At 61.6% G+C, this 21800-nt stretch carries 24 protein-coding genes; 7 read left to right on the plus strand and 17 right to left on the minus strand.

The features are described 5' to 3' along the window. Window positions 1-16 precede the first annotated feature (16 nt). Window positions 17-1450: a PLP-dependent aminotransferase family protein gene (locus AB4X18_RS18765; protein WP_370401506.1), complete on the minus strand. Its 1434-nt coding sequence runs from the start codon at window positions 1448-1450 to the stop codon at window positions 17-19. A gap of 98 nt (window positions 1451-1548) precedes the next feature. Between AB4X18_RS18765 and AB4X18_RS18770 the strand changes: the two genes are divergently transcribed. Beyond that, a complete protein-coding gene (locus AB4X18_RS18770) occupies window positions 1549-1779 on the plus strand; it encodes a DUF1127 domain-containing protein (RefSeq protein WP_370401507.1) in 231 nt (76 codons plus the stop codon). Between the two features lie 113 nt (window positions 1780-1892). Here AB4X18_RS18770 and AB4X18_RS18775 read toward each other — a convergent pair whose 3' ends face one another. From AB4X18_RS18775 to AB4X18_RS18800, 6 genes are all read right to left on the minus strand, one after another. After that, window positions 1893-2780, minus strand: coding sequence for a sulfotransferase domain-containing protein (locus tag AB4X18_RS18775; protein WP_432816903.1), 888 nt, complete (start codon window positions 2778-2780; stop codon window positions 1893-1895). Between the two features lie 134 nt (window positions 2781-2914). Next, window positions 2915-3424, minus strand: coding sequence for a DUF1772 domain-containing protein (locus AB4X18_RS18780; protein WP_370401509.1), 510 nt, complete (start codon window positions 3422-3424; stop codon window positions 2915-2917). Window positions 3425-3491: 67 nt separating this feature from the next. Continuing rightward, on the minus strand, window positions 3492-3923 hold the full coding sequence (locus tag AB4X18_RS18785; protein WP_370401510.1) for a DUF4345 domain-containing protein: 432 nt from the start codon (window positions 3921-3923) through the stop codon (window positions 3492-3494). Between the two features lie 40 nt (window positions 3924-3963). Further along, window positions 3964-4791, minus strand: a complete 828-nt coding sequence (locus tag AB4X18_RS18790; RefSeq protein ID WP_370401511.1) for an NmrA family NAD(P)-binding protein — start codon at window positions 4789-4791, stop codon at window positions 3964-3966. 106 nt (window positions 4792-4897) lie between these two features. Beyond that, window positions 4898-5902 (minus strand): AraC family transcriptional regulator, encoded by a 1005-nt coding sequence (locus AB4X18_RS18795; RefSeq protein WP_370401512.1) that lies wholly within the window; start codon window positions 5900-5902, stop codon window positions 4898-4900. A gap of 191 nt (window positions 5903-6093) precedes the next feature. Next, the gene (locus AB4X18_RS18800) at window positions 6094-6528 is read right to left on the minus strand and encodes a PaaI family thioesterase (RefSeq protein ID WP_370401513.1); all 435 of its coding nucleotides are present in this window, start codon (window positions 6526-6528) and stop codon (window positions 6094-6096) included. Between the two features lie 57 nt (window positions 6529-6585). Between AB4X18_RS18800 and AB4X18_RS18805 the strand changes: the two genes are divergently transcribed. The 4 genes from AB4X18_RS18805 to gluQRS all read left to right on the plus strand — a co-directional run bounded on the left by AB4X18_RS18805 (window position 6586) and on the right by gluQRS (window position 10550). Further along, window positions 6586-7371, plus strand: coding sequence for an enoyl-CoA hydratase (locus tag AB4X18_RS18805; protein ID WP_370401514.1), 786 nt, complete (start codon window positions 6586-6588; stop codon window positions 7369-7371). A gap of 330 nt (window positions 7372-7701) precedes the next feature. Next, window positions 7702-9039 carry a methylenetetrahydrofolate--tRNA-(uracil(54)-C(5))-methyltransferase (FADH(2)-oxidizing) TrmFO gene (gene trmFO / locus AB4X18_RS18810; protein WP_432817440.1) on the plus strand — a complete coding sequence of 446 codons (1338 nt, stop codon included), beginning with the start codon at window positions 7702-7704 and terminating at the stop codon, window positions 9037-9039. A gap of 39 nt (window positions 9040-9078) precedes the next feature. Further along, window positions 9079-9693, plus strand: a complete 615-nt coding sequence (locus AB4X18_RS18815; protein WP_370401515.1) for a class I SAM-dependent DNA methyltransferase — start codon at window positions 9079-9081, stop codon at window positions 9691-9693. Then, on the plus strand, window positions 9690-10550 hold the full coding sequence (gene gluQRS, locus AB4X18_RS18820; protein ID WP_370401516.1) for a tRNA glutamyl-Q(34) synthetase GluQRS: 861 nt from the start codon (window positions 9690-9692) through the stop codon (window positions 10548-10550). The genes AB4X18_RS18815 and gluQRS overlap by 4 nt, the downstream gene beginning before the upstream one ends. A gap of 3 nt (window positions 10551-10553) precedes the next feature. Here gluQRS and hisI read toward each other — a convergent pair whose 3' ends face one another. Further along, on the minus strand, window positions 10554-10898 hold the full coding sequence (hisI, locus tag AB4X18_RS18825; RefSeq protein WP_370401518.1) for a phosphoribosyl-AMP cyclohydrolase: 345 nt from the start codon (window positions 10896-10898) through the stop codon (window positions 10554-10556). A gap of 73 nt (window positions 10899-10971) precedes the next feature. On the opposite strand from hisI, the gene AB4X18_RS18830 reads away from it, so the two are divergent. Beyond that, window positions 10972-11412 carry an iron-sulfur cluster assembly scaffold protein gene (locus AB4X18_RS18830; protein ID WP_370401519.1) on the plus strand — a complete coding sequence of 147 codons (441 nt, stop codon included), beginning with the start codon at window positions 10972-10974 and terminating at the stop codon, window positions 11410-11412. A 180-nt stretch (window positions 11413-11592) separates the two neighbouring features. Here the strand turns inward: AB4X18_RS18830 and AB4X18_RS18835 are convergent, their stop codons facing one another. The 5 genes from AB4X18_RS18835 to AB4X18_RS18855 form a co-directional block, all read right to left on the minus strand. Continuing rightward, window positions 11593-11721: a hypothetical protein gene (locus AB4X18_RS18835; protein WP_370401520.1), complete on the minus strand. Its 129-nt coding sequence runs from the start codon at window positions 11719-11721 to the stop codon at window positions 11593-11595. A gap of 97 nt (window positions 11722-11818) precedes the next feature. Then, entirely contained in the window at window positions 11819-13909 is a 2091-nt protein-coding gene (gene recG, locus AB4X18_RS18840; protein WP_432816904.1) for an ATP-dependent DNA helicase RecG, read from the minus strand. Continuing rightward, a complete protein-coding gene (gene ligA, locus AB4X18_RS18845; protein ID WP_432816905.1) occupies window positions 13906-16026 on the minus strand; it encodes an NAD-dependent DNA ligase LigA in 2121 nt (706 codons plus the stop codon). The genes recG and ligA overlap by 4 nt, the downstream gene beginning before the upstream one ends. A gap of 79 nt (window positions 16027-16105) precedes the next feature. After that, on the minus strand, window positions 16106-16813 hold the full coding sequence (gene ctrA / locus AB4X18_RS18850) for a response regulator transcription factor CtrA (protein ID WP_370401521.1): 708 nt from the start codon (window positions 16811-16813) through the stop codon (window positions 16106-16108). 113 nt (window positions 16814-16926) lie between these two features. Next, entirely contained in the window at window positions 16927-17214 is a 288-nt protein-coding gene (locus AB4X18_RS18855; protein WP_432816906.1) for a DUF1153 domain-containing protein, read from the minus strand. A gap of 135 nt (window positions 17215-17349) precedes the next feature. On the opposite strand from AB4X18_RS18855, the gene mnmA reads away from it, so the two are divergent. Further along, the gene (gene mnmA, locus AB4X18_RS18860; protein WP_370401523.1) at window positions 17350-18492 is read left to right on the plus strand and encodes a tRNA 2-thiouridine(34) synthase MnmA; all 1143 of its coding nucleotides are present in this window, start codon (window positions 17350-17352) and stop codon (window positions 18490-18492) included. Window positions 18493-18585: 93 nt separating this feature from the next. Here mnmA and lpxB read toward each other — a convergent pair whose 3' ends face one another. From lpxB to fabZ, 4 genes are read right to left on the minus strand one after another with little or no spacing between them, the layout of a single operon-like run. After that, on the minus strand, window positions 18586-19737 hold the full coding sequence (lpxB, locus tag AB4X18_RS18865) for a lipid-A-disaccharide synthase (RefSeq protein ID WP_432816907.1): 1152 nt from the start codon (window positions 19735-19737) through the stop codon (window positions 18586-18588). Then, on the minus strand, window positions 19734-20534 hold the full coding sequence (locus tag AB4X18_RS18870) for an LpxI family protein (protein ID WP_370401524.1): 801 nt from the start codon (window positions 20532-20534) through the stop codon (window positions 19734-19736). The genes lpxB and AB4X18_RS18870 overlap by 4 nt, the downstream gene beginning before the upstream one ends. After that, window positions 20531-21313 carry an acyl-ACP--UDP-N-acetylglucosamine O-acyltransferase gene (lpxA, locus tag AB4X18_RS18875; RefSeq protein WP_370401525.1) on the minus strand — a complete coding sequence of 261 codons (783 nt, stop codon included), beginning with the start codon at window positions 21311-21313 and terminating at the stop codon, window positions 20531-20533. The genes AB4X18_RS18870 and lpxA overlap by 4 nt, the downstream gene beginning before the upstream one ends. Further along, window positions 21310-21780, minus strand: a complete 471-nt coding sequence (gene fabZ, locus AB4X18_RS18880; protein ID WP_432816908.1) for a 3-hydroxyacyl-ACP dehydratase FabZ — start codon at window positions 21778-21780, stop codon at window positions 21310-21312. Before fabZ ends, lpxA begins: the two co-directional genes overlap by 4 nt. Between the last annotated feature and the right edge of the window lie 20 nt (window positions 21781-21800).

A 21800-nucleotide genomic window follows, 5' to 3' on the forward strand; every position in this document is an offset into this window, starting at 1 on the left:
TATTATTATACCCCACTCAAACGCTGATCTGTTCAGGCGGATTGTCCAGCAAATCGCGCAGGCGGTGCATGGCGCTTTCGAAACGGGGCAGCGGCACGCCCCCGTTGATGGCCATGCGCACCGCATGGGGCGTCTGTGCGTCACGGCCTGCAAACTCCTCTGCCGCGCGGATCTGCACGCCCTTCTTTTCAGCGGCCTGACAAAAGGCGCTGGCGCGCCAGCCCTTAGGCAGGTGCAGCCAAAGAAACGGCACGTCCCGCCGCCAGCGCAGATCGAAAGCGCCCAACTCGTTCACCGCCACCTTCACATACCGTTCCACCCCGTCACGGGCGGTTTTCAGGATGTCGGGCAATTGCGGATGGCTCAGCAGCGCAGCCGTCAAGTCAATCATCGGCGTGGCAAGGCCGAAAAAACCATGCTCTGCCGCGCGGTGCAGCGCGCTGGTCGTGCCGCGCGGCCCGATGGCACAACCGACGCGCAAGGCGGGCGTCAGCGTCTTTGAAAGAGAGGTGACATACCAGCCCCGCTCCGGTGCCAGGGCGCGGTATCCTTCGCCTTCGGCCCGACCCATGCGGTAACAATCATCTTCCAGAAGTTGCAGATCATGCTTGCGCGCGATCTTCACGATCTCCAGCCTTCGGGATATGGGCGTGAAACCACAGGTGGGGCTGTGCACCTCGGGTGATGTGCACAGCACTTGGCCTTCGGGATGATCCACCGCCGCCTGCGCAAGCGCATCGGGAATGATCCCGTCCCCATCCATCGCGATTGGTACAATATCCGCGCGCAGCAGTTCGGCGGCCCGTCGAAATCCCGGATAGGCCAGTTCTTCGACAAAGACAGTCGGCCTGCGGCCCCGAAGGACCGTTTGCAGGACCAGAAGCACCCCGTTCTGGCCACCGTGTGACAATACAATGTCGCTTTCGTCGAATGGTCCGATCGGCACCCCCTGAAGCCAATCCGCGATCGCCTGTCGTGCTGCCGTGGCAGAACGGCGGGAGGGATAGTGCATCACACCCGATGGTGGATCCTTGGCAATCTCACCAAGCAGATGGCGGATCAATTGCGCTTGCCCGCCATCAGGAAGATGCGGCGAGAACAGATTGACGGCCTCTTCATTCGCACCGCCGTTGTTGTGTTCGACGACATCAATCTCAATCAGGTTCAGCGGCTTATCCGGCGGGGGCATGACCCGCCCCGCCTCAGGCGTTGCCACGAAGGTGCCCCGCCCGACTTCCGCTTTCAGCACACCGCTGTCAGTCAGCACAGTATAGGCACGTGCGACAGTTCCGGGCGTGATCTGCAATTGCCAGGCCAGCTCGCGCACCGGGGGCAGCTTGGCACCGACGGCCAACTCTCCGCTGATGATCTTGTTGCGGATCATGCCGACCACGGTCTTGTACTTGGGGCCTGCCCCGGACAGCGCGTCTGTCGGCCAAATTGTATCCATGACAATGTTTTCCTAGCAGGTTTGTATCGTTTTTTGTACCAATATATTTGTAGCAATTGGCTACATTGTGTCAATACATTTCGAAAAGGAGACTCCTCATGGCACACGCAAGAACCGTTTCCACCGACGCGCTCGGTATCCTCTCTCAGCCCGGCCTGCCCTTCGCGGCCCGCTGGGCGGTCACATTTGCGGTTTGCGTCACCAAATGGAGCATCCGCACCCGTACACGCCGCGCCCTGAGCCAGCTTGAACCCTGGCAGTTGGCCGACGTGGGACTGACGCCGGAGCAGGCTTTCACAGAGGCCTCTCGCGCGTTCTGGCAGGGGTAGCATCCCTGTGGCTTCTGCCAGACCTCTTCACTGGGCCGGGATTTCCCGGCCCTTTTTTCATCGGGATTGATGCGGGATCTAAAGGTTTTCGTCTGGCATCGCGCGAGATCTGTCTAGCTACGCACCTGCCCTGCCTCGCCCTGTTCCAGCCATGCCCGGTCTGCGGGGGTCAGATGGGCATCCATCATGTCATCGTAGGCGCGCATTTCCTTCTCCGTCAGATTGCCATCCCATTTGCCGCTTGTCCCGCTGTGGAAAAACGCGCTGTCCGACTTCATGAATCCCTTGCCGCCCGAGGGCGCGAAACGGGCGGCATGTGCCTTCATGTTGTCGAAGGTCGCCGCCTGAACCAATTGATCCAGAACGTGCGGAGGATGCGAGATGTCGAGCAATTCGGCCACTTTGGCAAAGGTGCCCGGCAGATCACGGGTCATATCCGCGTAGTGAAACAGCGACACATTGGGCCGATCCGCAAGCGCGCTGGCAGCTTTGAAATGCTGGATGATATGCGCAAGCGGCATGGCGTCGCCGTCAAACCCTTCGGCCCCACCATCCAGAAAGCGGCGAAACGTGACGCCCTCCTCGTCATTCTCGGGGTACCACATGTCGAACCAGGACATCGGGATGTTACGCGCGTGTTTGCGAAAGGAGAAATGCGCATCAAGCGGATGGCGAAACACGCACAGATATTGCGCCTGATCATCCAAAGGCAGCCCGTCCATAGGCGTGTGGCTTTTCATGCTGCGGCGGTGGGTCATCGCCGCAAGCCGCTCCGCCACCTCCGCCATCTCGCGGATGCGAATATCCACCCAGGGCATCCGGACCGATAGTTCGGTTTCGACCTCGGGATCGCCGGAGAACAACAGGGCCACGATGGTTTGCATCCAGGTGGTTCCGCATTTCGGCGGGGTGACAACGAACACATCGTCGGGCCGTATGTCGACCATGTCCCAACGCCTGTTGTCTGTGAGAGGGCCAAGATAGAGCTTGCGTTCCGTCATATCAGTCATTCCCTGCAAATGCGTTTTGCTCAGCAGAAGCCGCCCGAGGTCTGAAAGCAACAAGAATTGGACCGGCCGCCCCATTCCTTCGAGGGTATATCACAGGTAATCGCGGGATCTTTTCCCCGGCGCCGTCAGACCGCTTGCGCCTGTGTTTGGGCCATCCACATCAGTCCGAACAGCAGCAGTGCTGCGGCCAGGCCACTGGCGACGGTGCGCACGGTGTTCCAGAAGGTCCAGCGCGGCAGATATGTGCCGGTCCAATAATCACGGGTTGCGTCTGCGGTCGGGTCCATGCCTGCCAGCGTTTCGTTCATCGGCACGTTGAAAAAGACCGTGACGCCGAAACAGCCGATAAGATACAACAGGCCCGCCAGCATCATGACCATGCCCGGCCCGTTGCCCATAAAGATCCCGCCATACGCAGAGATCAGCAGCGAAACCGGGGCCAGTCCGATGAAAAGCGCCATGAAGACCCAGCGAAACACCTCGCGGTTGATGGTCTGCATGGCATCGACGCCACCGATGCCACCCGTCGCAGCCAGGGACCGCATGATGAAATCGGAAAACGCCAAAAAGACGCCGGCAACCAGCGCATAAGCGAGGATCGCCAGTTGCAGAAGGACAAAGATGAAAGGTGACATGATCGATCTCCCTGAAGGGGCATGCGGATGGGGGAACCACGCCTCCCACCCGGTTTGACCCGCGATTTCAAACCCGTGCAGATTGCGGATTGCACCTGTCGTCCCGCACGGTCCGGGGACGGCGGCCAAAGGCGGCAAGGCAAAGGGCCGCGATCACCAGTTCCAGGATCAACGCCCCCATGACGCTTCCGGAGGGGATGCCATCCACGATCAGCCCGATGATCCGCCCTGCCGGAAAGGCAAGGAACACCGTAAATGCAGCGACAATCGACGTCTCGCGCCAGCGGTCGTGCCAAATGCCGATCAGCATGACAGCACCAAGTGCACAGAGCCCCGCAGCAGGGGCACGAAGTTCGCTGAGCAGATTGACGTCACCGCCAAGCGCGATGCCGTAACTGGCATAGAATGCCTGCGGGACGGCAAGGATGGACAGGCCAACTGCCAAAGCAGAGGCGCCAGCGATACCCAGAGTTAGTTTTTGAAAGAAGGTAAAGGTCATGGAACGCTCCGTATACTTCTGAGGTGGTATGGCCGGATCATCAGGCAGCAGTTGCCCAAGCGCCGGATGTCGCAGCCGCCGCGGCATAATCGGCGAAGTCACGCGGTGGACGCCCCAAGGCGCGGGTTACGCCGTCGCAGACCTCCGCATTGCGCCCGTCGAGGGTTTCGCGGGCAATGCCGGTAAAGACATCCGCAACAAAATCGCCACCGGATTGCGCCACGTTGGCATGGAAGTCCTCAAAGCTGATCGGAACATGCCGGATGGAGCGCCCGGTGGCCTGTGTCATTGTCTCAGCCATGTCGGCAAAGCTCATCAACCTAGGGCCGGTGACTTCGTAGAGTTCGCCCGCGTGGCCCTCCTCGGTCAGCGCCGCCACAACGACATCCGCGATATCATCGATGTCGATGATCGGTTCACGGACCATGCCGCCAGGCATTGGCAGCACGCCTGCAAGAATAGGGTCGCGCAGATAGCCTTCGCTGAAATTCTGGGCAAACCAGGATGACCGCACCAGGGTGAAGTCGATCCCTGAGCGGCGCACTGCCTCTTCGCCCTGTCGGGCATGGTGTTCGCCGCGACCGGACAGCAGGACGATGTGTTTCAGCCCACTTGCGCGGGCGGTCTCACAAAAGGCGGCCACCTTTTCCACAGCACCCGGAAAGGCAAGATCGGGGAAATAGGTGACATAGGCCTTGTCGACACCTTCAAGTACGGGCGCCCATGTGTCCGGCGCATCCCAGTCGAAGGGGATGGCCGCGTGCCGTGTGCCGTGCCGCACTGGCAGGTTCATGGCTTCAAGTCGGGCCACAACGCGTGAGCCGGTCTTGCCCGTCGCGCCGATGACGAGAATAGGATTGGATTGCATTTTCGTACTCCTCAGCTTGGGTTGATCGCCCAAGAATACGCAAGTGTCAGGGTGGCGGTATTGACCGGCCCTGCCACTGTTTTGACCGGGACCGCCAAGGGCGCAATCAGCGGCCAGAAAGCGACCTGCGGTAGCTGGCCGGGGTGTGCCCGACCCAGCGTTTGAAGGCACGCGCAAAGGCGCTTTGTTCGGAGAATCCGGTCAGGAATGCAATTTCCGCGAGCGTATGCCGGTCATCGCGCAGCAGCCCTTCAGCGAGGTCGCGCCGGGTCTCCTCCGTCAGTGACTTGAAGCTCATCCCGTGTTCCGACAGGCGCCTGTGAAACGAACGTGCGCTCAGGCCAAGACCGCGGGCGATATCCGCCATCTTTGGCGTCCCCTCGCTCAGACCCTGGGCGATGGCATCCCTGGCCTGGCCCACCAGGGTGGCCTCTGTCGTGATTTCCGACAGCTCTGCATCGAGGTGTGAGATCAGGTAGCGGGAGATCCCTTCGTCACCAAGAATGTTTGGCTGCGCCATTGTCTCTGGCGCGAACAGGATCGCATCAAGTTCGGCATCGAACCGAACAGGGCAACCGAACCAGTCTTCGTGCGCGCTGATCGTTTTGGGCGCAGAATGCTGCATGAGAACTTCGAGAGGTTCGACATGCGCAGGGCTGACCTGTCGCGCGATTGCCACGCCGCTTGCCAGTGTCGCTTCGTTTGACAGCCGGAGACCCAGGCCCCGGTCGCCTGCCCTGTGCAGGATAAAGAGGGTGCCCAATGGGTGCGGGCGCAGTTCATATTCCACCACGCTGGTCCACAGCCGGGCATAGCGTTCTATGCGGGCATAGGACGCACCCAGCGTTGTCGCCGCCTTGAATGCCAGACCCAACGCGCCATATTCGTCAAGGCGCATGGAGGCACCGACACGCAGCGGCAGTTCTGTCACGTCGATCTTTTCGGCCATGCGTTCCAGCATGGTGTAGTATCCCGTAGCCGGGATCATTTCCTTCGGATCCCACGGGCCGTCGGGATCAATTCCGACACTCCTCAGAAGCGATGGTGCGTCAACGCCATCACCCGCCGCAACAACCATTTTTCGTGCAAACAGAGACGTGACGTAATCCATGGGCCAAAGCATACACCCGGCATATTCGCTGCCAAGTCCGCTTGATGCGGACGGGTATCATTTCGCCTTCGATTCCGCGCGCCGCGTTTGCGCAATGTCCGGGACGGGTTGCGCCTTGAAGGTGTGAGTGCGCGTTTCGGTTTGGAGGCTGACGCGGGGTGGCGTGATGCGCCCTGAAAAGGCCCTTCCCCTCACCCCATGGACCTGGGCGGGATCGCATAGGTCAGGCTCGCCCGTGCCACAGGCTCCGGCTTTCCTTCGGAGTACAAAAGGACATCTGTCACCGACAATTGCTTGCCCAGCTTCAGGAGCCGCGCCTTGGCGACCAGATCCCTGCCCGCTTCCGGCTTGCGCATGAAATCAATCGAACAATTGGTTGTCACCGCAAGCGCCTGCGGCCCGATCATCGCCAGCGTTGCGACATAGGCGGCCACATCCGCGAGGCCGAACATCGACGGGCCGGACACCGTGCCGCCGGGGCGCAGATGTTTGTCGGTGGTCTTCAGCCGCATCGTCACCTCACCGGAGGCCACGTGATCCACGGCAAAATCATCTGCGACCTGCTGAAACACCTGATGCATGAATGCTTCGAGTTCCTGCGCTGTCATCACCGGTTCTGCGGCCATCTTGTTCTCCCTTGCTGCGCGGGTCTAGACTTGGACCGGATCGCGAAGGGGAACAAGATGACAATTCTGCAAGTGACGCAGCGTGGTGCCGTGGCACAGCTAACAATGAATGCGCCTGACAGGCTGAATGCCCTGTCAGACGAGATGCTGGCGGCGTTGCAAGGCACGCTGGATCAATTGGCAGATGATCCGGCCACGCGTGTGGTGACCCTGTCGGGGACCGGGAAAGCGTTTTGCGCGGGCCACGACCTGCGCCAGATGACGGCCATGCGCCAAAGCGAGGATGGCGGCGCGGCCGCATTCCGGGATTTGTTCGACCGGTGCAGCAAGGTGATGGCCCGCATTCAATCCATGCCGCAGCCGGTGATTGCGCAAGTGCATGGAATCGCCACCGCCGCGGGCTGTCAGTTGGTGGCGACCTGCGACATGGCGGTCGCCGCCGAAGGCACGCGGTTTGGCGTCAATGGCGTGAACATCGGTCTTTTCTGCTCCACCCCGATGGTGGCGCTGAGCCGGAACATCCCGCGCAAGCAGGCGTTCGAGATGCTGACCACCGGGGATTTCATAGATGCGGTGCGGGCGCAGGAACTTGGGCTTGTCAATCGTGTGGTTTCTGCGTCGGACCTTGCTGCGGAAACCGATGCGCTGGCCGCGCAGGTCGCATCCAAGCTGGGTGCCGCGGTGCGGATCGGCAAGGAGGCCTTTTATCAACAGCTGCAGCTGCCCACGGCAGAAGCCTATGCCTATACCGGCGACGTCATGGTGACAAACATGCTGCGCGATGACACCCGCGAAGGCATCGATGCCTTCCTGGAAAAACGCGATCCGACCTGGGAGCAGTAGGGCCAGATATTCCCGTAATGATTGTTTCCAAAGTCGCACGGGATTGTTGCTGTCTTTTCGCTGGCAAATCTGGCGCAATTGGGGCACTTTTATGTCAGGGCGGACGGCCCGATATGATTTTGGGTCGCCACCTGCGGAAGGTCCCTCCGGGTCAGCCTCTCACTGACCGACCATACCCGCAGCGGCGACCCCAAAAATCTCTCTCCCGTCCCATGGCAACTCCCCTCCAAGGTCTGCCTCTCTTCCCCGACACAAGACCAGATGCGCCTGCGGCACCGCGCCCGCCCGGATGTTCTTGCGCCGCTGGGCGCACTCCCCTACATCGCGGGCATGACTGAGACACTCCATATCATCGGCGGCGGCATGGCCGGATCAGAAGCAGCATGGCAGGCGGCGGAGGCTGGCGTGCAGGTGGTGCTGCATGAAATGCGGCCGCAGGTCGGGACATTCGCACATCAGACCGGATTGCTGGGGGAAATGGTGTGTTCCAACTCCTTCCGCTCCGACGATAGCGAACAAAACGCCGTGGGGCTGCTGCACTGGGAAATGCGCGCGGCGGGCGGGTTGATCATTTCCATGGCGGACAAACACGCCCTGCCCGCCGGGGGTGCCCTGGCCGTGGACCGGGACCGGTTTGCCCAGTCGGTCACCGACGCGCTGACCGCGCACCCGAATGTGACGGTCGAATATGGCGAAATCACCGAACTTCCCGATCAAGGCCACTGGATTGTGGCAACCGGGCCGCTGACCTCCGGCGCGCTGGCAAAGGCGATTGCTGGCGAAACGGGGGTCGATGCGCTGGCTTTCTTCGACGCAATAGCCCCCATCGTCTATTTCGACAGCATCGATATGTCCAAAGCCTGGATGCAGTCACGCTATGACAAGGGGGAGACAGAGGAAGAGCGCACGGCCTACCTCAACTGCCCGATGGACCGCGACCAGTATGAGGCGTTCATCGACGCGCTGCTGGCCGCCGACAAGACGGAGTTCCGCGAAGGGGAGACGGCAACGTATTTCGATGGTTGCCTGCCCATCGAAGTGATGGCCGAACGGGGCCGCGAAACGCTGCGGTTTGGTCCGATGAAGCCCGTGGGCCTGACCAACCCGCACCAGCCGGACATCAAGGCCTATGCCGTCGTGCAGCTGCGCCGGGACAACAAGCTGGGCACGCTTTACAACATCGTGGGTTTCCAGACCAAGATGAAGCACGGCGCGCAGAAAGACGTTTTCAAGACGATTCCCGGATTGGAGAACGCCAGTTTTGCGCGGCTGGGCGGCATCCATCGCAATTCCTTCATCAATTCTCCCACGTTGCTGGATGACCAGATGCGCCTGCGCGCGCGGCCCAACATCCGCTTTGCCGGGCAGATCACCGGTGTGGAGGGATATGTCGAAAGTGCCGCCATGGGCCTGCTGGCGGGGCGTCTGGCCACGGCAGAAATGCGGGGCACGCCGCTGGGTCCGCCACCCGACACGACCGCCGTTGGCGCGCTGATCACTCACATCACCGGCGGGGCGGACGCAAAGACCTTCCAGCCGATGAACGTCAACTTCGGGCTGTTTCCGCCCGTGCAGGGCCTCAAAGGGGGGCGGCGGGGCCGCAAGGATCGCTACAAGGCGTATACCGACCGCGCCAAGCAGGACTGGCAAGGCTGGTTGCAGAGTTAACACTGGACGCCTGTTGCAGCGCCACTTACCCTTGGCGCCATGTCGGATGGTTATCTGAATAAGGTCTACGGCGCACGCGACGCCGCTTCTACCCGCTCTCTTTATGATGCGTGGTCAGCCAGTTACGAGACGGAACTGGCGCAAAACGGATACGTCACGCCAGCCCGCTGTGCGGCGGCTTTGGCGGATGTGCAAACGGACCGCAGCCTGCCTATTCTTGATTTCGGCTGCGGTACCGGGCTTTCCGGTCTGGCGCTGAAACTTGCTGGTTTCGAGGTGCTGGACGGCGTCGATTTGTCGGCGGAGATGCTGGCACAGGCGGAGAAAAAGGACGTCTATCGCACCCTGTCCCAGATCGAGGCCGACACGCCCCTTGGGTTCACGCCCGGCACCTATGCCACCATCGCGGCCATCGGCGTTATCGGCGCGGGCGCGGCACCTGTGGCGGTCTTTGACAAGCTGATGGGCGGATTGGCATCGGGGGGATATTTCCTGTTCTCCTACAATGATCACACGCTGGCAGACCCCGCCTATGAAGCGCGGGTGTCCGAGTGGACCGATTGCGGCGCGGCGCGCCTGCTGTTTCGCAAACACGGTGATCATGTGCCCGGCATTGGGTTGAAGGCCACGGTCTACGTGCTTGAGAAGAAGTGATTTTCCGAACCCGCTTTGCCCCGTCGCCCACCGGACCCCTGCATCTGGGGCATGCCTTTTCCGCATTGCTGGCCCATGACATGGCGCAGGAGGCGGGTGGAGAATGCCTGCTCCGGATCGAGGACATCGACCAGAACCGCGCGCGCCCCGAATGGGAGGCGCAGATATATGATGACCTGCACTGGCTCGGCCTGACCTGGCCTACACCAGTGATGCGGCAGTCAGAACGGTTGCCTAGCTATGACGCCGCGCTGAATGACCTTTGGGCGCGCGGATTGCTTTACCCCTGCACGTGTTCGCGCGCTGACATCAAGAATGCGCTTTCCGCACCGCAGGAAGGGGTGCCGATGGGGCCAGATGGGATCATCTACCCCGGAACCTGCCGCAGCCGTGCCAGCCGCACCGGGCCGCGCCCCACGGACAGCGTTCTGCGTCTTGATATGGCCGCTGCGCTTGCGCAGGTGGGGGACTTGGCGACGCTGTCGTTCGAGGAAACCGGATATAGGCCCGCACATGGCCGGGTTACGGTCGGGCGCGACAGCCTGATGCAGGAGGTCGGAGATATCGTGCTGGCGCGGCGCGACATGGGAACCTCCTATGACCTGTCGGTCGTGCTGGACGACGCCGAACAGCGGATTTCCCATGTGGTGCGCGGTGAAGACCTGTTTGAAGCCACGCGGATCCATGTCGTGTTGCAGGGACTCCTGAATCTGCCCGTCCCCGTCTACCATCATCACAAGCTGATCCGGGATCACGCGGGCAAACGTCTTGCCAAGCGCGACGATGCACGGGCAATCGCATTGTTTCGCAAGGAAGGAGCCAGCCCCGCCGACATCCGCGGGATGATCGGGCTGTGACGATCAGACCTCGACCGCTTCACCGTCCTGAATGGCCGTGAAAAAACAACTCCGCCGCCCGGTGTGGCACGCAGCCCCGGTCTGATCGACCATCAGCAGCAGGCAATCGCTGTCGCAATCAAACCGCATCTCCACCAACTTTTGCACGTTGCCGCTGGTCGCCCCCTTGGCCCAGAACGCCTGCCGCGAACGGCTCCAATAAGTGACCTGCCCGCTTTGCAAGGTCTGTGCGATGCTTTCGGCGTTCATCCAGGCCAGCATCAATACCTCCTGGCTGGTGGCGTCCTGCGCGATGGCCGGGATCAGCCCTGCGTCATTATACGTCAGCGTTGCGGGGTCGAAGGGCATGGCACCTCACTGATTTTTTTTGCATCTTCCGAACAGGGGTTTATGTAGGGGATAAGTTGCAAAGGGAACAGCCATGTCCGGCGATAATGACCTGATCAAACTCTATTCCGCGCGCATTCTCGCGCTGGCGGCGGACATCCCGCATCTGGGTCGGCTGGAGGCACCGGATGCCACGGTCAAGCGCCGGTCGCCCCTGTGCGGATCAACCGTGACCGTCGACGTGAAGGTGCGCGACGGGAAAATCGCCGATCTGGGTCAGGACGTGAAAGCCTGCGCCCTGGGCCAGGCTGCCGCTGCCGTGACCGGTGCCGCCGCCCCCGGTGCCACCCTCGAACAGATCGAAAAGGCGCGCGACCAGTTGCGCAAGATGCTCAAGGAAGCCGGACCCGTGCCAGACGCGCCCTTTGACGGTTTCGAAGTCTTGAGCCCGGCGGTGGATTACAAGAACCGTCACGCGTCCATCCTGCTGAGCATTGAGGCCATGGCCGAAGCCATGCAGGCCACAACACACTGAATTTGCAAAAAAAGCGCCGCACATCCAAAGGGATGGCGGCGCAGGGAAACGTTTCTCGTGTGGGACCCGGACGATCCTGGGGCGGCAGACCCCGACCGAAATGTGACAGGCAGTGTCGTCGGCAGCATCAAGTTTGGGACGGATGCTGGGGACAGACCGGCACGAGAAAGCGGGCAGAAATCAGATCAGGTTCGGCAGGTGAAGCCCCACAAAAAGCATGACCACAAGGGCGGCAGCACCGACAGCATCCTGCAACAAGGTGTCGTGCGAGCGCGTTGCGATGGATTTCAGGGTCTTGAGCGTTGTCATGGGTGCCTCCGTCTTTGTTGCTCCTTTGTTCTCATTTCTTTAACTGGTTGTAAAGAACTTTCTAAGAACATTTGCGAACAAAATGGAACACATATGTTTAACCAACTGAAATCAAACGAATCGCTTCGTCCTGCCGCATCAGCCACAGCAACAGGCGCGCCGCCTGCCCCCGGTCGCCTTGCAGCGTTGGATCATCGTGCAGCAGCTTGCGCGCATCACTTTGTGCCACGGCCAAAAGGCCCGCCTGTTTTTCAAGGTCCGCCACGCGAAACCGCGGAACGCCGGATTGCGCGGTGCCGATCAGGTCACCGGTGCCGCGCATCTTCAGGTCGGCTTCGGCAATGGCGAAGCCGTCTTCAGTGCCGCGCAGCACCTCAAGCCGGTGACGCCCCGTATCGCTGAGCGGGTTCTGGTACATCAGCAGGCAGGTCGATGCCCCCTGCCCGCGCCCGACGCGGCCGCGAAGCTGGTGAAGCTGCGCCAGACCGAAGGTTTCGGCGCGTTCCACCACCATGATCGTGGCATTGGGTACGTCCACACCCACTTCGATGACCGTGGTAGCCACCAGAACCTGTGTTTCGGCCAGTTGAAAGGCGCGCATCGCGGCGTCCTTGTCCGCAAGCGCCATCTGTCCATGCACAAGGCCGACCACGCCTTCGCCCAGCACGGCGCGCAGCCGCTTGAACCGATCCTCCGCCGCGATCAGGTCGCTGACCTCGCTTTCCTCCACCAAAGGGCAAACCCAATAGCACTGACGCCCTTCGGCAATTGCGGCGCGCAAGCGGTCGATCACCTCATCCATCCGGTCGGTGCTGACCAATGCGGTCTTGATCGGTTGTCGGCCGGGGGGTTTTTCGTCCAGCACGCTGACATCCATGTCGCCATATTGCGCCAGTGCCAGCGAACGCGGAATCGGTGTGGCGGTCATCACCAGCACATCCGCCCGCTGCCCTTTGCGCCCCAGTTCGAGGCGCTGGCGCACACCGAAGCGGTGTTGTTCATCGACAATCGCCAACCGCAGGTCGTGAAATGCAACGTCGGCCTGAAACACCGCGTGCGTTCCCACCAGCAATTGAATGTCACCCCGCGCCAGCGCAGCAAGCTTTGCCTGCCGTTCGCTTCCCTTGTCGCGCCCGGTCAGGATTTCCAGCACAACACCAGCCGTTTCGGCCAGAGGCCGCAACGCCTGCAGATGCTGCCGGGCGAGGATTTCGGTGGGTGCCATCAGCACGCCCTGTCCGCCCCCTTCGACGGCGCACAAAAGCGCCATGAAGGCCACCAGAGTCTTGCCCGCACCCACATCGCCCTGCAGCAAGCGGTTCATGCGCTGCGTGCTGGCCATGTCCTGCGTGATTTCGGCCACCGCGCGGGTCTGTGCCCCGGTGGGCGCATAGGGCAAGGCATCCAGCACGCGCTGTTGCAGATGACCGTCTCCGGTTGTGGCACGGCCCGGCTTGCGGCGTTCGGTCTGGCGCGCCAGCGCAAGGGTGATCTGGTGGGCCAGCAGTTCGTCATAGGCGAGCCTTTCGCGCGCGACGGATGTGGCGCTCAGATCAGACAGGCTTTGCGGGGCGTGGGCGGCATGGGCGGCTGCCGCGAAATCGGGCCAGCCCGCTTGATCCTTCTGACCGGGGTCAATCCATTCGGCCATGTCGGGGATCAGATCAAGCGCGGCGCGCGTGGCCTTGTACATCAACTTTTGCGTGATCCCGCCGGTCAGCGGATAGACGGGTTCGAACGCCGGAATGTCAGCCGCTTCCTCTTCGGGCACGGCATGATCGGGGTGGACCATCTGAGGGATGCCGTCAAACAACTCCACCCGGCCCGACACGATCCGCCGCGCACCTTCAGGCAATTGCCGTTTCCAGTAATCGCCCCGCGCGTGAAAGTAGACCAGTTGAAAGCTTGTCTGTTCGTCCATGACATGAATGCGGTAGGCCCCGCCCTTGTTGCGCGGCGGCTGATGTGCGCCGATGGTGACCGCAACGGTAAGCGTTCCGGGCAGCGACGCGTCCTTCACGGTGGTGCGCAACGCCCGGTCGATGCCCGATTGCGGCAGGGTGAACAGCAGATCGCGCGGGGCGTCGATGCGCAGTTGCGGAAAAAGCTGCGCTGTTTTGGGGCCAACGCCGGGAAGCGTTTCCAACCCGGCGAAAAGCGGGAAAAGCGGCTCCGGCCGACCGGTCATGCGCCCGATATCAGCGTGAGCCAGCCATCTTCGTCCAGCGTCTCGATCCCAAGTTCTGCTGCCTTTTTTGCCTTGGACCCGGCACCCGGGCCGGCCACCAGCAGATCGGTCTTGGCACTGACGGAGCCTGAAACCTTGGCCCCCAGCCGTTCGGCCCGTGCCTTGGCCTCCGCTCGGGTCATCTTTTCCAGCGTGCCGGTGAACACAACGGTCTTGCCCGCCACCGGGCTGCCGGACGTGCCGGCGCGTTTCGCTTCCGCAATTGTCAGATGGGCGACCAACCGGTCGATCGACGCACGCTCCGCCTCCTGTGCAAAGGTGTTCACCAGCGATCCCGCCATCACGGTACCCACACCATCGACGCCAATCAGATCCTCCCACGCCTCCCCTTTCTGAGCGGCGGCGGCCTGCATCGCCGCCTCAAACGCGTCCCAGGTCCCATAATGCAGGGCAATCAGGTTCGAGGCCGCTTCACCGACATGGCGGATGCCCAGGGCAAAGATGACCCGGGCGAGCGGGATGGCGCGCTTTTCCTCAATCGCGTCAAAAAGGTTCTGCGCAGATTTATCGCCCCACCCTTCGCGGTTTTTCAGCTGCTGCATGCCGCTGCCGTACCGATCCTGAAGCGTGAAGATATCCCCCGGTTCGGCGATCCAGCCATCCGCATAAAACTGTTCAACCTGCTTGGCGCCTAGGCCTTCGATGTCAAAAGCCGCGCGGGAGACGAAATGTTTCAGCTTTTCAACGGCCTGCGCGGGGCAGATCAAACCGCCCGTGCAACGGCGTACGGCATCGCCGGGTTCCCTGACCGCTTCGCTCTGACATTCGGGACAGCGGGTCGGAAAGGCGAACGGCATCGCATCATCTGCGCGTTTGGACAGATCCACATCCGCGACCTTGGGGATCACGTCGCCCGCGCGGTAAACCTGCACCCAGTCGCCGACCATGATTTCCTTGCCGCCGCGGATTTCATTGCCCTTGCTGTCGAGCCCCTTGATGTAATCCTCGTTGTGCAGCGTCGCGTTGGAGACGACGACCCCACCAACCGTGACCGGCTGCAACCGTGCAACGGGTGACAGCGCCCCGGTGCGGCCGACCTGAATGTCGATCCCTTCCAACCGGGTCCACGCCAGTTCAGCAGGAAACTTATGCGCAATTGCCCATCGCGGCGTGGTGGACCGGAAGCCGAGCCGATCCTGCAGCGCCAGATCATCCACCTTGTAAACGACGCCATCGATGTCATAGCCCAGGGTTGCACGCTGTTCTTCGATCCGGGCGTAATGCGCCAGCATTTCCGCGCTGGAATGACACAGGGCGGTCAGCGGATTGGTGGAAAACCCCAGATCGGCCAGTCGGTCGATGGCTCCCTTCTGCGTCTCCGCCAAGGGTGCTGACAGGGCACCCCATGCATAGGCGAAGAACCGCAGCGGCCGCGCGCGGGTGATTTCCGCATCCAACTGGCGCAACGATCCCGCCGCCGCGTTGCGCGGGTTCGCAAAGGGTTTACCGCCGCTGTCTATCTGCCTTGCGTTCAGGGCGGCGAAATCCGCATGGCTCATATAGACTTCGCCGCGCACTTCCAGGACGTCCGGCGCGTCTGCGATCACTGTCGGGACATCGGCAATGGTCCGGGCGTTGGCGGTGACATTTTCCCCAACCGCTCCGTCTCCCCGCGTTGCCGCCTGCACCAGTTCGCCGTTTTCATACCGCAGCGACAGCGACAACCCGTCGATCTTCGGCTCTGCCGTATAGGCCAATGTCCTGTCTGCAGGCAGCCCGAGGTATTTGCGCACCCGCCCGTCAAATTCCTCAACATCTTCTGCATCAAAGGCGTTGGAGAGCGACAGCATCGCCACGGCATGGGTCACCTTCGAAAACCCATCTGCTGGCACAGCGCCCACCTGATCAGACGGGCTGTCCGCCCGTTTCAGCGCCGGGAACCGCGCTTCGATCGCGACATTGCGGCGCTTCAGCGCGTCATAGGTCGCATCGTCCATTTCCGGCGCATCTTCGGTGTGATAAGCCGTGTTGGCGTTTGCCAACAGATCAGCAAGGCGCGCCAGTTCGGCCTGCGCCTCATCCTTGGTCAGGTTTTCAACTGAGATATCGCGCGTCACCCGTTTGCCCCGCCTGCTCCCTTGCACCGCCTAGATAGGCCGCGCACAGGGGCAGGTCTAGCAGATTTCGGGCGCGCCTTCAGGCGGTGGCGGCCAGATCAAGTGCCGCAGGTTCCGGATCGCGCAGTACGTAACCCCGCCCCCAGACCGTTTCGATATAGCTTTCCCCGCCCGTCGCGGCGGAGAGTTTCTTGCGCAGCTTGCAGATGAACACATCGATGATCTTCAATTCAGGTTCGTCCATGCCACCGTAAAGGTGGTTAAGGAACATCTCCTTGGTCAGGGTCGTGCCCTTGCGCAGCGACAGCAGTTCCAGCATCTGATATTCCTTGCCAGTCAGGTGCACCGTCTGGTTTTCCACGCTGACGGTCTTGGCATCAAGGTTGACCGCAATCTGGCCGGTTTCGATCACCGATTGGGAATGGCCTTTGGACCGCCGGATGATGGCGTGAATGCGCGCCACCAGTTCTTCCCGGTGAAAGGGTTTGGTCAGATAGTCGTCTGCGCCAAATCCAAATCCCTTGATCTTGTTCTCCGTATCATCGGAGCCCGACAGGATCAGGATCGGGGTTTCGATCCGGCTGAGCCTAAGCTGGCGCAGCACCTCATGGCCGTTCATGTCCGGCAGGTCCAGATCCAGCAGGATCAGATCGTAGTCATAGAGCTTGGCAAGGTCGATGCCTTCCTCCCCCAGATCGGTCGCATAGACGTTGAGGTTGGCATGGGTCAGCATCAATTCGATGCTGCGGGACGTTGTGGGGTCATCTTCGACAAGTAGTACGCGCATTCTTTTCTCCGGGGTCGTGATCATTGATGTCGCCTCGGATCGTGAACAAAAAAGGTTAACCACCCGTTACTGATGTTTACCCTGATAGCACGACAACTTTAGGTTGTCCACCGTTACTCTTCTTTAGGTTGTCTGTACTTCTGCAGCATCGTGGCCTTCAGCGCCGTTTCCCCGTGTTCCGTGACCGCGCGCACCCACTCAAAGAATTCCTCCTCGGAAATGCGGTAGCGGTCCAGCGCCTCGCTCTGGGTGATCAGGCCATAGCCCACACCGCGCACCACCGCGGCCTTGCGCGATGCCACCCAGCGGCGCGTATCGGCCGGCGGCAGGTCGGCGTGCGACATGATGGTGCCATCTGCCAATGTCACGGATCGGGGGCCGTCTACTTTCTTGAGATACATCGTTCTTTCCTGGCTCGGGTCGCGTCACACTGCCCCCGCAGGCTTAATGCCGGGTGAAGCGCCCCCTTGTGAGTAAGTAGGATTTTCCTATATTCCCATCAAACCACCCCAATTCCACGTTGCCGGAGCGTTCCGATGGCCCTTGATCAGACCCCACCGCTGAATTCGCTTGGCTTTGCCAAGGCGCCCGCCGACACCCGCGTGGTGGTGGCGATGTCCGGCGGCGTGGACAGTTCGGTCGTGGCCGCGATGCTGGCCGAGGAAGGTTACGACGTCGTCGGCGTCACGCTGCAGCTTTATGACCATGGCGCAGCACTGGCCAAGAAGGGCGCGTGCTGCGCTGGCATCGATATCCATGACGCGCGCCGGGTGGCCGAAGACATGGGTTTTCCCCACTATGTGCTTGATTACGAGAATATCTTTCAGGACGCCGTGATCGACGAATTTGCCGACAGCTATCTTGCGGGGGCAACACCGGTCCCCTGCATTCGTTGCAACGAACGGGTGAAATTCAAGGACCTGCTGGAAACGGCCAGAGATCTGGACGCCGATTGCATGGCCACCGGTCACTATATCCAGCGGAAGATGGGGGCTGGCGGTGCGGAGCTGCACAGCGCCGCCGACGCAAGCCGCGACCAAAGTTATTTCCTGTTCTCGACCACGCCGGAACAGCTTGCCTTCCTGCGGTTCCCGCTGGGCCATCTGCCCAGCAAGGACGACACCCGCGCGCTTGCCGCGAAATACGGGCTTGGGGTCGCGATGAAACCCGACAGCCAGGATATCTGCTTTGTCCCCAACGGCGATTACGCCAGCGTCATCCGCAAATTGCGCCCCGAAGCCGCCGACCCCGGAGAGATTGTGGATACCGATGGGCGCGTGCTCGCCCAGCACGACGGGGTGATCAACTACACCATAGGCCAGCGCCGGGGCCTTGGGATTGGCGGGCTCGCCGATCCGCTCTACGTCGTGCGGCTGGATGCGGAAAAGAAACAGGTGATCGTGGGGCCGAAATCCATGCTGGCCACCCGCAATGTGCCGGTGCGGGAAATCAATTGGCTGGGCGATGCGCCGCTGACATCACGGGAAGAATGGCACATCTCCGTCAAGGTCAGATCCACCCGGCCGCCGCGGGAGGCGATTGTTCGTCCACAGGGTGATACTACCGCTATGGTTGAACTACTGACCCCCGAGGAAGGCATATCTCCCGGACAGGCATGCGTGTTTTATGACACCGACAGCAGTCGCATCTTCGGCGGTGGATGGATTCACAAGGGCTGAGCCCTTCCAAATGGTTCAAAAACCTGGGGAGTTTGAGGGGCTAGCCCCTCATCCAAAACATCGTGCCGCGCCCCTTGGGGCGCGCCATTTGGGTCACATCCGCGCCAACACCGCCCGTGCCGCGCGCAACCCCGGCGCCTCCCCCCCTTGTCCCAGCCTCTGCATGGTCAGCGCCATCGCATCGACCTGGGCGCTTGGGGAGGCTAGCACATTCTCAACACCGTCGGCGATCAGGTCAGGCTTGCATCTTTCGCCAATGAACTCCGGCACCACGCGAGTGTCGGAAACCAGATTGACCAGCGTCACCGTGTCCACCTTCACCATGCGCCCGATGATCTGACGGCTGAGCCAGTTCATGTCGTAGGCGATCACCATCGGCGTTCCGGCGGCGGCCAGTTCCAGTGAAACCGTGCCGGAGGCGGCCAGCGCCACGTCGGCCGCGCGAAAGGCCGCGCGCTTGAGAGCGGCGAAAGTATCGGCGGGCATCTGGTCTGGATCAAGGATCAGCGGTTGACCCGCCCAGCCCTTCGTCAGATCGTGGACCAGCCCCGCAACAGGCGCCGCCGCAGGCACGACGACGCGTAGCTCAGGGCGTTGTTCGCAAAGCTGCGCCACCGCCGCGCCGAACACCGGGGCAAGGCGGGTCACCTCGCTGCGGCGCGACCCCGGCAGGACCAGCAAAAGCGGTGCCGCACCGATCCCGCTTTCGCGACGAAAGGCATCTGCCCCCGCCGCACTGGCTTGCGGTTCTGCCACCACCGGATGCCCAACGAAATCGCAGGCCATGCCCGCCGCTTCCATCAAAGGCGGCTCGAACGGAAAAAGCGCCAGCACATGATCCACCCAGCGCGCCATCTTCGCCGCGCGCCCCGGACGCCATGCCCAGACCGTCGGAGCAACGTAATGTACCGTGCGTATCTGCGCATTCTGTCGGACAATCTTCGCAACCCGCAGGGAAAAATCAGGACTGTCGATGGTGATCAGAACGTCCGGCTTCAGGTCCAGCACCGCCTGCGCCGTCTGCCGGATCCGAGCCTTGAGGGCGCGGTATTTCGGCAGGATCTCGGCCAGCCCCATGACGCTCAACTCGGCCATGTCAAAGCGGCTTTTCAAACCTTGCTCGGTCATCTCGGGGCCGCCGATGCCGTCGAAGGTTACATCCGGATGCAAAGTTTTCAACCCGGCCATCAGCGCCCCTCCCAGCCGGTCACCCGAAGGCTCTCCCGCAAGGATGAAGACCTTCACCCTTCGCCCCCGCGCCGGGACCACAGCACAAGACCCAGATCATCGGCCACCTGTGCACAGCGGTCGGAATCGAGGATAATTACGTCGCCCGCGTCCACGACCACACCGACCAGACCCGCAGCATGGGCGGCAACAAGGGTATTGGGGCCGATGGTAGGCATGTCGATTTCGCGAATCTGACCTGCCTTCGGGCCTTTGCACAGGATCGCATTGGCACTGCGCGTCACCGGTGGCAGCGTCGACAGAAGATGATCCGTGCCGCCCATCGTCTCCACACCCAACACCTGTTCCTTGCCAATCACACAGGCCTGACCGATATCAAGTGGCGCAAGCCCTGCCAGCACGTCTTCGCCGCGCGCGGCATCCCGGCGCATCTGCGCATCGGGCCAGGCTTCGGACAGCACGCCGGGTGGTGCCACCAGATCCGGCACAAGCTTGTCCGCACCCATGACAGCAAAGCCGGTCTGCTCGAAAATCTCCTTGAGAATTTGCAGCGCGCCATTGTCACCGGCGGCAAGCGCCTTCTGAAACAACGGCACAAGCGCGGTGGTTTCCGCATCCAGCTTGCTCGAATCCAGCGTGGGCCGGTCGATGCCGCCGCAAAAGCATACCTGCGTCACGCCCCTTTCGCCCAGTTGCACCAGCAAGGTGCCCAGCGTCTCCAGCCGAAAGATCAGATCGACATCAAGCGCTTCGGGCGCAATCCCTTCGTAGGCGCAGATCAGCGGCGGCTCCGCCTGTGCGGCGGCAACCTCGGCAGGCAAATGCCCGCGTCCTGCAATCAGCGCCAGTGTCATTTCGGCGTCAGGAAGTGACGACCGGTGTCGGCCATGATGAAATCGACGATTTCCTGAACATAGGCGCTTGAGGTTTCATCCCGCAGTCGCTGCGCGCGATCATGGAATGTCCCCTCGCCCTGCGCGAGCATCTGAAATGCGGCTCTGAGCGCGGTAATGTCGGACCGGGCGACGCCGCGCCGTTTCAACCCCACAAGGTTCAGCCCGTCCAGTTCACCCCGGGGGCCCTGCACAAGGCCGTAGGGGATCACGTCATTTGTCACCATGGTCACCGCCCCGATGATGGCCCCATGCCCCACGCGCACCCATTGATGGATGCCGGACAACCCGCCGATGATCACGTCATCCTCGATCACGCAATGGCCCGCAACGGCGGCAGAGTTCACAACGATCACCCGGTCACCGACGATCGCATCATGGGCGATGTGGCAGCCTGCCATGAACAACCCATCGTCCCCCACACGGGTCACACCACCACCGCCTTCGGTTCCGCAATTCATCGTCACATGTTCGCGGATGCGGTTGCGCGCACCGATGATCAACTGGCTCGCCTCACCCTTGAATTTCAGGTCCTGTGGAATTTCACCGATCACGGCAAAGGGAAAGATCACGGTCGCTTCACCAACCTCGGTCCGGCCCGTCACGACGACATGGCTTTTCAGCACGACATCGGCCTTCAGCACCACATCGGCCCCGACCATGCAGAACGGTCCGACCTTGGCAGTGGGGTCAATCCGCGCGCCGTCTTCGATCACGGCCGAAGGGTGGATGTTGCTCATGCGTCGTCCTTGGGCAGATCAAGCATCGCCATGAATTCCGCCTCTGCGGCCATCTCGCCTTTGACCGTGGCCACGCCGGAAAACCGCCAGACCTTGCCGCCGGGCTTGCCGCGCAGGGTCGTCAGGTCCATGCGCAGCACGTCGCCGGGGATGACCTTGCGACGGAATTTGCATTTGTCGATAGACATGAAATAAATCAGCATGTTGGTGTCCAGCTGATCCAGCGCCACACCGATCATGACGCCAGCGGTCTGGGCCATCGCCTCGACGATCGTCACCCCAGGCATGATGGGCGAGCCTGGGAAATGCCCCTGAAAGTGCGGCTCGTTCATGGTGACGTTCTTGTAACCCACGGCGGATTGCGTGCCGTTGATCTCCTCCACCTTGTCCACCAGCAGGAACGGATAGCGGTGCGGCAGGATGCGTTGGATGGTCAGAATGTCGGCGCGCTTCAAATCTGTGCTCATGAGAAGTCCTTCAGGGGTAT

Source organism: Sulfitobacter rhodophyticola (assembly GCF_041281685.2).
In the GTDB taxonomy this organism is placed as follows: Bacteria; Pseudomonadota; Alphaproteobacteria; order Rhodobacterales; family Rhodobacteraceae; genus Sulfitobacter.

What these genes read in the sequence shown, in the direction of transcription:
- AB4X18_RS18805 (WP_370401514.1), top strand. Translation starts at nt 6,586, where the DNA reads ATGACAATTCTGCAAGTGACGCAGCGTGGTGCCGTGGCACAGCTAACA.
- AB4X18_RS18830 (WP_370401519.1), top strand. Translation starts at nt 10,972, where the DNA reads ATGTCCGGCGATAATGACCTGATCAAACTCTATTCCGCGCGCATTCTC.
- recG (WP_432816904.1), bottom strand. Translation starts at nt 13,909, where the DNA reads ATGACCGGTCGGCCGGAGCCGCTTTTCCCGCTTTTCGCCGGGTTGGAA.
- ctrA (WP_370401521.1), bottom strand. Translation starts at nt 16,813, where the DNA reads ATGCGCGTACTACTTGTCGAAGATGACCCCACAACGTCCCGCAGCATC.
- AB4X18_RS18785 (WP_370401510.1), bottom strand. Translation starts at nt 3,923, where the DNA reads ATGACCTTTACCTTCTTTCAAAAACTAACTCTGGGTATCGCTGGCGCC.
- AB4X18_RS18765 (WP_370401506.1), bottom strand. Translation starts at nt 1,450, where the DNA reads ATGGATACAATTTGGCCGACAGACGCGCTGTCCGGGGCAGGCCCCAAG.
- trmFO (WP_432817440.1), top strand. Translation starts at nt 7,702, where the DNA reads ATGACTGAGACACTCCATATCATCGGCGGCGGCATGGCCGGATCAGAA.
- AB4X18_RS18770 (WP_370401507.1), top strand. Translation starts at nt 1,549, where the DNA reads ATGGCACACGCAAGAACCGTTTCCACCGACGCGCTCGGTATCCTCTCT.
- AB4X18_RS18855 (WP_432816906.1), bottom strand. Translation starts at nt 17,214, where the DNA reads ATGTATCTCAAGAAAGTAGACGGCCCCCGATCCGTGACATTGGCAGAT.
- AB4X18_RS18870 (WP_370401524.1), bottom strand. Translation starts at nt 20,534, where the DNA reads ATGACACTGGCGCTGATTGCAGGACGCGGGCATTTGCCTGCCGAGGTT.
- AB4X18_RS18800 (WP_370401513.1), bottom strand. Translation starts at nt 6,528, where the DNA reads ATGGCCGCAGAACCGGTGATGACAGCGCAGGAACTCGAAGCATTCATG.
- AB4X18_RS18790 (WP_370401511.1), bottom strand. Translation starts at nt 4,791, where the DNA reads ATGCAATCCAATCCTATTCTCGTCATCGGCGCGACGGGCAAGACCGGC.
- AB4X18_RS18835 (WP_370401520.1), bottom strand. Translation starts at nt 11,721, where the DNA reads ATGACAACGCTCAAGACCCTGAAATCCATCGCAACGCGCTCGCACGAC.
- hisI (WP_370401518.1), bottom strand. Translation starts at nt 10,898, where the DNA reads ATGCCCTTCGACCCCGCAACGCTGACGTATAATGACGCAGGGCTGATC.
- AB4X18_RS18815 (WP_370401515.1), top strand. Translation starts at nt 9,079, where the DNA reads ATGTCGGATGGTTATCTGAATAAGGTCTACGGCGCACGCGACGCCGCT.
- fabZ (WP_432816908.1), bottom strand. Translation starts at nt 21,780, where the DNA reads ATGAGCACAGATTTGAAGCGCGCCGACATTCTGACCATCCAACGCATC.
- AB4X18_RS18795 (WP_370401512.1), bottom strand. Translation starts at nt 5,902, where the DNA reads ATGGATTACGTCACGTCTCTGTTTGCACGAAAAATGGTTGTTGCGGCG.
- AB4X18_RS18780 (WP_370401509.1), bottom strand. Translation starts at nt 3,424, where the DNA reads ATGTCACCTTTCATCTTTGTCCTTCTGCAACTGGCGATCCTCGCTTAT.
- mnmA (WP_370401523.1), top strand. Translation starts at nt 17,350, where the DNA reads ATGGCCCTTGATCAGACCCCACCGCTGAATTCGCTTGGCTTTGCCAAG.
- AB4X18_RS18775 (WP_432816903.1), bottom strand. Translation starts at nt 2,780, where the DNA reads ATGACGGAACGCAAGCTCTATCTTGGCCCTCTCACAGACAACAGGCGT.
- lpxA (WP_370401525.1), bottom strand. Translation starts at nt 21,313, where the DNA reads ATGAGCAACATCCACCCTTCGGCCGTGATCGAAGACGGCGCGCGGATT.